This window comes from Streptomyces sp. NPDC051987 (assembly GCF_040680735.1).
GTDB lineage: Bacteria > Actinomycetota > Actinomycetes > Streptomycetales > Streptomycetaceae > Streptomyces.
In genome coordinates this window covers 1-12553 of the sequence record NZ_JBFAXI010000149.1, presented here as the reverse complement: position 1 = coordinate 12553, position 12553 = coordinate 1, and the positions used below count along the sequence as shown (strand labels likewise).

Genomic DNA, 12553 nt, shown 5'->3' with positions numbered 1-12553 from the left:
CTCCAGTACCGCCCCGACGTCCTCGACGGCTGCCTCACCGGCACCGGCCTCCGACGCCAACCAGCATGACGACATTACGCATTCAAGGTCAGTAGGAACGTTGGAATTCCTGGACCTGGTGAGGTTGTCATTGTGATCACAATCCCTCTGACGGTGAAGGCGCCTGCCGGTCCAAGGTCGCGCTGGGAGGGGTAGGGCTCCACCCCCTGGTCTGCGTTTGTCGCATTTGGTCAAGCTCGGCCATGGCTGGATCTTGCTCCCCTTTGCTGCATATGCCATTGACCAGCAGCGATGCGGCCGGTTCTGATGAGGCGGCCGTAAGGGCGGGGTAAGGACACCGTGAACAGTTGGGGTGGGGATGGGGTTTTCTTGGCGTGCGCGCTCGGCAGTGGGCGTGCGGAGACGTGGCGTCTACCTGGCCGTGGCGGCCGCTTTGATGGCTGCTGTGCCGACTCTGGTGGTACCAGCAACCGCAGCACACGCGGGCGAGACCGTGGCCGACAGTCAGGTGACGCCGGAGGCGCGGGCGGATGCGGAGAAGGCGACGCAGACGGGGGAACAGGTCGAGATCGTGGGCGAACGCACGCCCTACACCACGACGTTCGCCAATCCGGACGGTGTGACGTTCACGCTGAAGGACTCCGCCGTGCCGGTGCGGGCTCGTCAGGCGGACGGATCCTGGACGCAGCCGGACGCGACGCTGGAGGCGCGGTCGGACGGTACGGTCGGGCCGAAGGCGTCCGTCGCCAGGATCTCCTTCTCCGGCGGGGGAAGCGGCTCTGATCTGGTGAAGCTGTCCCTCGGCGGGCGGTCGCTGACCGTGGGGTGGCCCGGCACGTTGCCGAAGCCGACGCTGGACGGCGACTCGGCGGTGTACGCGGATGTCCTGCCGGGCGTGGATCTGCGGATGACGGCCACCACCGAGGGCTACCGCGAGGTGCTGGTGGTCACCTCGGCGTCGGCCGCCTCGAATCCGGAACTGAAGAAGCTCTCGTTCCCGGTCAGAGCCGACGGGCTGTCCCTGAAGGACGGTGGGAGCGGCGGTCTGTCCGCGGTCGACGACGACGGCAACACCGTCTTCCGGGCTCCGGCCGCCCAGCAGTGGGATTCGGCGGGCGATGTCGGCGACACCGCGACCGCCTCGCCCGCGGCCGCTTCCCACTCGGCGTCCCAGGCTTCGTTCGCGACAACGGCGCAGGCCGCCACTGCGGACAAGACCGCGAGCGATGACGGTGAGGCGACACCGGACCCGACCGAGGGGCCCAGCGACGGAGACTCCTCCGCCCGCCTTCCGGTCACCGCGGAACAGGGCACCATCACGGTGACGCCGGACGCGTCGATGCTGACCGACGACTCCGCTGTCTTCCCGCAGTACATCGACCCCGACGTCGGCATGACAGCCTCCGAGCGAACGCTGCTGTCCTCTGACGGGGACACCTTCTACAACTTCTCCGGCGGTGACAGTGGCAAGGGCGTCGGCTACTGCGGCACCTACGTCGTCGGCAACTACGGCTACTACTGTGGCTCCGGCTACAAGAACCGCATGTACTTCGAGTTCTCGCCGGCGAAGCTGGCGGGAAAGCACGTCCTGGACGCCACGTTCGTGATCACGGAGAAGTGGTCGATGTCCTGCACCGCCTCGATGGTGGACCTGGTGCGTACGGGCAACATCTCGTCGTCGACGAACTGGCCGGGCCCGACGGCGAACTGGGACCTGATGGTGGACCGGAACGTGTCCGCGGGACGTGGTTCGGCGTGTGACCCCAGCCAGCCGGCCGCACCGATCGAGTTCAACGACAACCCGGCCGAGACGAACGAGAACCTCACCTCCACCCTGACGAAGTTCGCCAACGGCGACTTCTCACGCCTCACGCTGATGCTGAAGGCGCACGACGAGACCGATCCGAACAGCTGGAAGCGGTTCGACGACGACGCCGAGATCGATGTGAAATACGTGGGTATCCCGGCCAAGCCCACGCAGATCGGCCTGCTCGTCGGGTCGACTGCTGTGTGCGAGACCAAGCAGTCGGATCCGCTGGTGGTCTCCAGCCCAAAGCCGTCACTCAAGGCAATACCGCAGACAGCGGCGGGCGGTGAGTCGGGAGCATCGCTCAAGGCGGTCTACAGCGTGGACAAGTACACGTCGAGCAGCAACACATGGTCGACCGTCTTCGAGACCGCCATGCCCACCAGCGGGTATGTGGGCGACAACGTCTCACCGGGCACGGTCCCGACGTCGACGCTGACCGAGGGGACGCTGTACCGGTACCGGGCGTGGACGCGGTCGTACTACAACAGCGGGGACGACTACCTGGCCGGCCCGTCGAACGCAGCCGGCAACGCCTGGTGCTACTTCAAGGTCGACCCGACCCGTCCCAAAGCCCCCGGGATCGCGCTGTCGAGCCCCTACTCGGTGTGCGACAGGTCCTGCACCGCGGCGGGCGGACCGGGTACGGGGGTGACGTTCACCTTCAGCCCCGCATCCGGCGACGCCGCCACCAACACCAACTACGAGTACAAGACGAGCTCTTCGGCCGCCTGGTCGTCACCAATCCCCGCCTCGAAGCCTACGGCGGCGTTCACACCGCCGACGTCGGGCACGTTCACCGTCTTCGTCCGGGCGGAGGACTCGCTGGACTGGGGCGCCACGAATTCCGTGGACTTCCTGGTCGCTGAGGGCACCGGCCCGATCGGACTGTGGCACTTCGACGAGGCCAGCGGTGCCGCGCTCGACACGTCGACGACGGTTGCGGCGGAGCAGGACAACGCGACCCTCTCCTCCTCCGGCGCCTCCCGGGACGCGCGAGGCCGACGCGGCGTGCTCACGCATGACGCGACAGGCGCGGAATTGGCCACCCCCGAGACGGACACGGGCCTGACGGTGGACGGTTCGGCGGGCTATGCGGCCACCTCGGGGGCCGTGGTGGAATCCCGGTCGTCGTACACGGTCGAGGCGTGGGCCCGGATGGCTGCTACCCCGACCCACAACCAAGTGGTCCTTTCCCAGACCGGCAGCGGCAGCACCCAACCCGGCTTCGCGATCTACTACTCCACTGCCTACAGTAAGTGGATCTTCAACTGGCACTGGACCGACTCGGCCGGCACCGCGCACCTCGTGCGCTCGCTCGCCGACACGGCCTCCCCGCCGGTGAAGGTGTGGACGCACCTGGCCGGCGTGTACGACGCCAAGGCGGGCACGATCCAGCTCTACGTCAACGGTAAGGCCCAGGGCAGTGCGCAGACCCTGCCGAGCGGGGAGCCGGAAGCCGACACCGGACCGCTGGAGTTCGGCCGCGGCAACGGCAGCACCGCGGGAACGTTCACCGACTACTTCAACGGGCAGATCGACGAGGCCACCGTCTGGCAGCGGGCCCTGTCCGCTCAGGAAGTGTCCACGGAAGCACGGCTGAAGACCGCCGACCGGTATGCCGCCACCGAACTCGTGGCCGACTGGGACCCGTCCGCGGCGACCGGGACCACGGTGCTCGACACCACCTCCGGTTACGGCTCGCCCATGACCCTGTCAGGTGGCGCGTCGTTGGACGGGACGGGGATCGTCCTGGACGGTACGGATGATGCCGCGTCCGCGCCGGGGCCGCTGGTGGACGACACCGGCTCGTTCACGGTGACCACGGCGGTGCAGTTGGACAGTGCCGCGCTCGCGGCGAAGCCGGCGGGTTACATCGGACAGGTCCTCGGCCAGCGTAGCGCGGACGGCTCCGCCTGGGGCCTGTGGTATGAGCTGACGGGAACCGAGGACGATCCCGAGACCGGTGCCACCGTCCCTGTCGGGTTCTGGCACTTCGGCCGTCTCAACGCCGACGGCAGCTTCACCGGCGTGGTCTCCGACGACGTCGCCGACCTGGGCAGCGCGGTGCGTCTGACCGGTGTGTTCGACGCGCAGTCCGGCACGACCGGCACGGTCAGCCTCTACGTGAGCGATGCGCAAAACGGTGACGACACCGCCTACACGGCAACACCGGGCACCGGCGACTTCGCGGTCGGCAAGGCATTCGTGAACTCTGCCTGGGGCCACTACCTGCCCGCAACAGTCAGCGACATCCGGGTCTGGGCCGGTGCCATGGCCAGCCAGGAGCAGATCGTCGAAACAGTCGGGGACTGACACCCCCACCGCCCGTGGCGAGGCGGCAGCAGATGCTGCCTCGCCACGGGCAAACCCCGAACTTCCTTTGCTGATGACTTCTCATGTGTAAGGGGTTGTTGCCGTGCGTGCCGCCAGTGATGCGAGACGCCGTAGACACCGAGTGCTCACGGTCGGCGTGACACTCGCGCTGGCCGTGGCCGGCCTGGTTCCCGTGGCCGCCCAGGCCTCGACGACCAGCAAGCAGCTGGTACCTGCCGTACCCGAGCAGCGTTCCGACACCGTCAAGGCGGTCAAGGGGCTGGGGGCGAAGCGGGCCCGGGGGTGGGTGGCCGCGACGAAGGCCGCCAACAAGCGGCAGGCTGAACACGCCCTCGCTGAGCAGAAGGCGACCTGGCCCAAGGCCGCCACCGACACCGCGTCCCTGCCCGCCTCCGGCACCGTCAAGTTGACGGCCGGGGGGCTGCCTGTGTCCGTGCACCGTGGCGCGGGAGCGAGATCCGCGTCGGGCACCGTCAGCGTTCGGGTCCTCAGTCGCAAGGCAGCGACAGCCGCCGGTATCAAGGGCGTGCTACTGACCGCAGGCGCCACAAACCACGGCGACGCCAAGGTCAGTATCGACTACAGCGCCTTCGCCTCGGCCTACGGCGGTGACTGGGCAGGCCGTCTGCACCTCGTGGAATTGCCGGCCTGCGCCCTGACCACCCCGGACAATGCGGCCTGCCGCGTCCAGACGCCTCTGAACTCGCACAACAGCATCAGCGACCAGAGCGTGTCCGCCACGGTGCCTTTGGGACAGACCTCCGCCCAGCGGAGCGATGCCCGGGCGTCTCGCTCGACTGCTCGCTCGGCCCTTCTGTCCCAGACCGCGTCCACCTCGGTCACCGTGGTTGCGCTGACGGCGACTTCGGGGGAATCGGCGTCCGGTTCGGGTAACTACTCCGCCTCGCCACTGTCGGCGTCGTCCAGCTGGCTGGCTGGTGGCTCCTCCGGGGCGTTCACCTGGAACTATCCGCTGTCCACGCCGCCCGCGGCTGCGGGCCCGTCGCCCTCCCTGTCCCTGGACTACGACTCCGGGAGCACCGATGGCAAGACGGCCTCCACCAACAACCAGTCCACCCAGGTCGGTGAAGGCTTCGAGCTGACCGGATCGTCGTACATCGAGCGGTCGTACGCCTCCTGCGACGACGACGGTGAGACGGACAAACACGACCTGTGCTGGAAGTACGACAACGCCTCACTCGTCCTCAACGGCAAGTCCACCGAACTCGTCAAGAACGACACCGACGGTAAGTGGCACCTCAAGGACGACGACGCCTCCACCGTCACCCACTCCACCGGCGCCGACAACAACGACGACGGCGACAACAACATCGACGGCAAGGGCGAGTACTGGACCGTCACCACCGGCGACGGCACCAGGTACGTCTTCGGCCTCAACAAACTGCCCGGCGCCGACACCCAGCGCACCAACTCGGTGTGGACCGCCCCGGTCTTCGGCAACGACTCCGGCGAGCCCGGATTCGACAAGGGATCCAGCTTCGCCGACCGGTCGCTCACCCAGGCCTGGCGCTGGAACCTCGACTACGTCGTCGACCTGCACGGCAACGCCATGTCGTACTGGTACACGGCCGAGACCAACTACTACCCCAAGAACGGGGCCTCGACCGCCAACACCCAGTACACGCGCGGCGGCTACCTCACCAAGATCCTTTACGGGCAGCGCGACACCACCCTGTTCACCGGCACGGCCTCGGACGAGGTGACGTTCTCCTACGACGAGCGGTGCACCGCCTCGGACTGCTCCTCGCTCACCGACTCCACATCCGACAACTGGCCGGACGTCCCGTACGACTTCATCTGCGCGAGCGGCGACGACGACTGCAACACCGACAGCCCCTCGTTCTTCACCCGTAAGCGCCTGACCAGCGTCGACACCTTCGCCTGGTCCACCACCGACAGTAAGTACATGCCCGTGGACTCCTGGGCGCTGACCCAGCAGTTCCAGGACGGCCAGGACATCGACAACACCTCCGACCAGACCCTGGCGCTCACCTCGATCCAGCACACCGGCAAGAACGGCAGCGACATCAAGCTGGACCCGGTGACCTTCACCTACCAGTTGCGACCGAACCGGGTGGACTCCACCTCCGACAACATCCTGAAGCTGAGCATGCCGCGGATCGCCACCATCACTTCCGAGACCGGCGCGATCACCACGGTGACCCTCTCCGGTCCGGAGTGCGTACGCGGTTCGAAGATGCCGTCGTCCGAGGACAACGACACCCTGAGCTGCTACCCCCAGTACTGGCACATCAACGGCGCCACCGAAGCCTCCCTCGACTGGTTCAACAAATACCGCGTCACCGCCGTGCTGAGCACCGACCCGACCGGCCTGGGCGAAGGCGTCGAGAACTCCTACAGCTACACCGACCCGGCCTGGCACTACAACTTCGACCCGCTGGTCCCTGCCGACGAGCGGACATGGTCGCAGTGGCGGGGCTACGGCAAGGTCACCACAACCACCGGCGCCGCCGGCACCACCCAGTCCAAGACCGTCAGCCTGTACATGCAGGGCATGGACGGCGACAAGCAGTCCAACGGCACCACCACCCCTGCCACCCGGACCGGCCTCGACGTCTCCGGTCTGGACGTCTCCGACATCACCGACAGCGACCAGGACGCCGGATTCCAGCGCGAACAGGTCACCTACAACGGCGACACCCCGGTCACCGTGACCGTCAACACCCCCTGGTCCCAGCAGACCGCCAGCCAGCAGAAGTCGTACGCCAGCATCAAGGCGTACTACGTCCGCACCGGCCAGACCTCCACCTCCACCTACCTCACCACCTCCGCCACCTGGCGCACCCGCACCACCAGCACCACCTACGACGACTACGGCATGGCCACCCAGGTCAACGACACCGGCCAGACCGGCGTCAGCGGCGACAACACCTGCACCCGCACCTGGTACGCCCGCAACACCGCCATCGGCCTGACCGGCCTCGTCTCCCGCACCCGCGTCGTGGGCCAGGACTGCTCCGTCGCCGAAACCAGCCTGAACCTGCCGGCCTCCTCAACCTCCCGCGGTGACGTCCTCTCGGACACGGCGACGGTGTATGACAACACCTCCGCCACCACGTGGTCAGCCACCCAGACCCCCACGCTGGGCGAGGCAACCTGGACCGGACGGGCCGCTGCCTACCCGACGACGGTCACGAACGGCGAACGCAACCCGACCACGTGGCAGACCGTCACCACCACCACCTACGACGACAGCGCCGGCACCGCAGGCCTCGGCCGTCCCATGACCGTCACCGACGCGGCCGGTAGCACCACCTCGACGACCTACACGCCCACCGACTCAGGTCCGCTGACCAAGACCAAGGTCACCAACGCCAAGAGCCAGACCACCTACACCTACACCGACTACGCCTCGGGACTGCCCACCAAGATCTACGACTTCAACAACAAGATCACCGAAACCACCTACGACGCACTGGGCAGAAAAACCGCGACCTGGCTGGCCAACCGCTCCCACTCCGCTGGCCAGACCGCGAACTACACCTATGCCTACAACGTCGCCAGCGACGCACCGTCCTGGGAGTCGACCTCGACCCTGAAGGCCGACGGCACCACCTACAACACCACGTACTCCATCTACGACTCCCTCCTGCGCCCCCTCCAGACCCAGACTCCCACCCCCAACGGGGGACGCCTGCTCACCGATACCCGCTACGACAGCCGGGGCTTGGCATACGAGACCTACGCAGACGTCTTCGACTCGAAGAACCTCCCCAACGGCGCGTACGCGCGAGCCGAATACGGCGGCGCCCCCAAGCAGACAGAAACCGTGTACGACGGAGCTGGCCGGGCCACGAGCAGCAGCCTGTACGTGTACGGCGTCAAGAAGTGGTCCACGAGCACCAGCTACACCGGTGACTCCACCGCGACGACCGCCCTGACCGGCGGCTCAGCGACGCGCGCGATCACCGACGTCTTCGGCAACATCGTCCAGAAGCGCACCTACTCCGGCACCGACCCAGCTGACGCCGACTACGGCGCCGGAACCGGAGCCGCCTACACCACCACCAAGTACTCCTACACCCTCGACGGCAAGCCGCAGACGGTCACCGGACCGGACGGCGCCCAGTGGTCCTACGTCTACGACCTGTTCGGCCGCCAGACCTCGGCCACCGACCCGGACCTGGGCACCACGACCACCAGCTACACGAACCTGGACCAGCCGGCCACCACCACCGACAACCGCGGCACCAAACTGCTCTACGCCTACGACGTCCTGGGCCGCAAGACCGACCAGTGGCAGACCTCCCAGACGGACGCGAACAAGCTGGGCCACTGGGACTACGACACCACGGCCAAGGGCCAGCTGTACGACTCGATCAGCTACGTCGGCGGCAGTGGCAGCACCGGCAGCGCCTACACCCGCAAGGTCACCGCCTACGACAACCTCTACCACGCCACCGGCACGCAGTTGATCCTGCCGTCCAGCGACTCGCTGGTCACTTCCGGCGCGGTCAGCTCGGCGACCCTGTCCGCCACGTCGTACTACAACATCGACGGCACCCAGCAGTACTACAGCGAGCCCGCGGTCGGCGGCCTCAGCAGCGAGACCGTGGACTACGAGTACAACGGCCTCGGAATGGTCACCGACGTCGGCGGCGCCACCGGCTACCTCCTGGCCGCCGACTACAACGCCCTCGGCCAGGTCAACCAGTACACGCTGGGCACCTCTGAGGCATTGACCGTCAAAAAGGCGTACATCACCAACACCTACGAGGAAGGCACCGACAGGCTCACCCGCAGCCTCACCACCGATGCCACCCGCAGCGTCCAGGACCTGAACTTCACCTACGACCAGGCCGGCGACGTCACCTCCACCTTCGACACCGCCAACCTCTCCGGCACCGGCGCGACCGACTACCAGTGCTTCAGCTACGACGGCTACCAGCGCCTCACCGACGCCTGGACCCCGTCCACCGCCTCCTGCGCCACCAGCGGCCGCGCCACCACCAACCTCGGCGGAGCCTCCCCCTACTGGACCACATACACCTACACCAGCAGCGGCCTGCGAACCACGGCGACCACGCACGCCGGCACCGGAGACACCACCCGCACCTACTGCTACAACACGACCACCAAACCCCATCGCCTCACCGCGATCACCACCGCGGCCTCCTGCACCGGTGTAGCCGCCACCTACGTCTACGACAACCTCGGTGACACAACCACCCGCCCAAACGGCACCGACACCCAGTCCCTGACCTGGAACGCCACCGGCGACCTCGACACCGTCACCGAGAAGTCCAGCACCGGTACCACCAAGAGCACGACCAGCCACGTCTACGACGCCGACGGCAACCTCCTCATCCGCCGCAACACCAGTGGAGAAACCGTCCTCTACCTCGGCACCACCGAGGTCCACCTGGATACCTCGTCCTCCACGGCCAAGTACTGGGCCCAGCGTTACTACAGCGCCGACGGCACCACCATCGCCCTGCGCACCGACAAGAGCGGCACCCAGACCCTCTCCTACCTCTCCGGCGACCCGCACGGCACCTCAACACTCAGCCTCGACGCCACCACCCAGGCCGTCACCAAGCGCTACCTGACACCGTTCGGTGCCGCACGTGCCGGCGGATCCGGCGTCTGGGCCGACGACAAGTCCTTCCTGGGCAAGACCACCGACCCCACCACCAGCCTCACCTACATCGGCGCCCGCGAATACGACCCCACCACCGGCCGCTTTCTCAGCGTCGACCCCCTCCTCGAAACCGACAAACCCCAGACCCTCAACGGATACACCTACGGCGCCAACAACCCCGTCACCTACTCCGACCCCACGGGTGAAGGTCTCGCCTGCGGCAAGGGATTCGACGTCAGTTGCGGCAACGGGAACGTAACTCACGGCGACGGCAGCCTGTCCCACAACGGCGAACCAACCGGCGGCGGCGTAGCTTCTGGCTGGGGAGGAACCTCCTCCTCGGACAGCCAGGGGAACGTGAAGAGCGGCGACTCCGGGTGGGGCGCGCTCAGCGATGTCGGTAACGGGATAATCAACTACGGCTCTGCAATCTTTTCCCAGCCCGAGGTCTGGTGGGGCGCAGCGGAAACCGTCGGAAGCATGTTCCTGATGGGGCTGGGGGGCGACGCCACGATCGGTGGCGGCGCACTGTGCCTCACCGGATTGGGCTGCCTTGCCGGCGCACCTGCCATTGCTGGCGGCGTGACCCTGATTGGCGTCGGCGCCACTGGCACAGGGGACGGTATTGGACGCATTAACGACGGGCTAGGAAAGGCTCTCAACGAGGCCAAGGCGAATGACTCTGCTGGAAGCACCAAGGCGCCGGACCCCGGTTCGCAGAACCCTGACATCACCTGGAAGACAGACAAATACGATGGGTGGCAGCATGTTCTGGACCGGCATCGGATCGGCGGTGATTTGTATGACCCAAGAACGAAGGGCGCATTCATTGGAAAGGGGCGGAAGGTCCAGCAATGGATTCAACAGGTCGTTAAGAACAACCCAGCGCAGGCTAACGGTGGACGTGATGGTTACGTCTACGAGGGCAGAGTCAATGCCGGACCTGACGGTGTCGGGATTCTGAGCGAGATGCAGAGTCGCGGACTGGCCTCCAACAGGGCTTATGGCATCAGAGTGGTGCTGAATAACGACGGAAGCCTTAGGACTGCCCACCCGATTGCCTAGGGCTCCGCCCATTCCCTTGCTATACTCGCCGCCCACACCTTTCGCCAGGTGTGGGCGGCTGGTGATATGTGTATAAATCCTCGCCTTCGGATACTGGAGAGCCGTGTTTAGTATCACCTTCGTTCCCGATTCCGTCAGACGCCCGACGGAAAGGCAGTTGGATGCGCTTCCTGCTGCCAGTGAGATGGATCTGCGCTATGAGTACTTTGAGACGGACGTAAGTCTCACCACGGACGAGTTCGGAACCGAAGAGTTCCCAGTCACTACTGCTATCGATTTCGTTGACGCCCTCCTAGTCGCCGCCCGAAATGTTCGGCAAGGGATAGTCGGGACGATTGGCTTTACGGAGAATGACCTGGTCATTGAATTCAGGCCGGAAGGCGAGACGGTGACGGTGGTGAGGTCTTGGGATGCGCCGCCCGGAACATGCGGAATCGAGGAATTCGTTACCGCTGTCTCTGATTTCTGTAATGAAATATTGCAGTATATCGTGCTGCGGTATCCGGCATTCCGGGAGAACTCTATGTATTCCAAGCTGGCTGAAATGTTGTCGGGGATGGTGCAGGGGTGATGCGTTCTCACGTGCTGAGATGGAGCTTCGTGGGCGCGTGCTCGGGTCGAGGCGGGTGGTATTCGGTGTCGGTTGCGGTCAATGACCCTGATGTCGAAACCCGCGCGCTGGTTCCCGCCAAGAAACAGGCGACGGTGTAGTTGCCCAGTGCGGGCAGCAGGAGCGCCGCAAGCGTGAGATGTTTACGGATTGCTTGCAATTTTTTCGTAGACCTGCTAGCTAGTGCCGAGGCGGCGAGCGGTCCTGAGGATGAGGCGTTGGCGCAGAGGCTGGAAGCGGGAATCCGAAAAATCAATTCACGCGCCTTCCGGGAAGACACCTACTGGTATGAGATTAGGTGGGCAGTTTCACTCGGAGACTACGCCTAGATCGTACGGGTGATCGCTGGTTTGGTCATCCGTGAGATGTGTGCGGCACTTGCTTCAATGAAGCCGACTAAGTGTGGCCTAGCTAGTAGGCGGTTCCAGTTGGTCGGTGTCACCCCGTAATGTCGACGGGGTGACACCGGCGAAATTCCATTGCGGCGATAACTTTCCATATATAAGCAGGTTCCATGACCAGAGACAGCTCCGAGTTGTCGGATTCCGCGCTCACCGGAGGCCTCCTTTGGGAATTCTTCCCTGAGTTGAGAGGGGACATCGATCGCCTGAAGGAAGAAGAAAGTGAATTCTCGGCTCCCAGTGCTGAAGCGCCTGAGGTCGGAGCTTACTACCTGATTAGCGAGATATTTATTGGCGGCGCGCTTTCGCCACTTCTGACTGCCATGGGCGCACTTGATTCCGGTCTGGCGAAGCGATGCGCAGATTTCCTGGAAGGCCTCTTGTCCTCTGAGCGCCCATCCATCAAGGAGATGGTTAGCATCAGGGTCTCCGACCATCTTCTCGGATATCCCGAAAATTGGGCAAGGTTCAAAGGATATGCAGGTGTTTTGATGAATCTGGAAATACGAAGTCGGGGCCGGTATTACAAGGATCCTTTCGGGGTGTTCGAATCATCTAGCGAATGATCGATTAGAAGGCTGTGGGCATCGATTGAGTCGTTGCGTAGCCTGCCCGCGCACTACTGACCTTGAATGCGTAATGTCGTCATGCTGGTTGGCGTCGGAGGCCGGTGCCGGTGAGGCAGCCGTCGAGGACGTCGGGGCGGTACT

The 12553-nt window shown here is 65.3% G+C and carries 4 protein-coding genes; all 4 read left to right on the top strand.

Annotation, left to right across the window (positions count from 1 at the left end; genetic code table 11):
* Window positions 1-436 precede the first annotated feature (436 nt).
* A complete protein-coding gene (locus tag AB0M11_RS39640; RefSeq protein ID WP_365713520.1) occupies window positions 437-4123 on the top strand; it encodes a LamG domain-containing protein in 3687 nt (1228 codons plus the stop codon).
* Between the two features lie 157 nt (window positions 4124-4280).
* Window positions 4281-10832, top strand: a complete 6552-nt coding sequence (locus AB0M11_RS39635) for an RHS repeat-associated core domain-containing protein (RefSeq protein ID WP_365713518.1) — start codon at window positions 4281-4283, stop codon at window positions 10830-10832.
* A 103-nt stretch (window positions 10833-10935) separates the two neighbouring features.
* On the top strand, window positions 10936-11403 hold the full coding sequence (locus tag AB0M11_RS39630; protein WP_365713516.1) for a hypothetical protein: 468 nt from the start codon (window positions 10936-10938) through the stop codon (window positions 11401-11403).
* Between the two features lie 553 nt (window positions 11404-11956).
* Window positions 11957-12409, top strand: a complete 453-nt coding sequence (locus AB0M11_RS39625; RefSeq protein WP_365713514.1) for a hypothetical protein — start codon at window positions 11957-11959, stop codon at window positions 12407-12409.
* The last annotated feature ends 144 nt before the right edge of the window (window positions 12410-12553 follow it).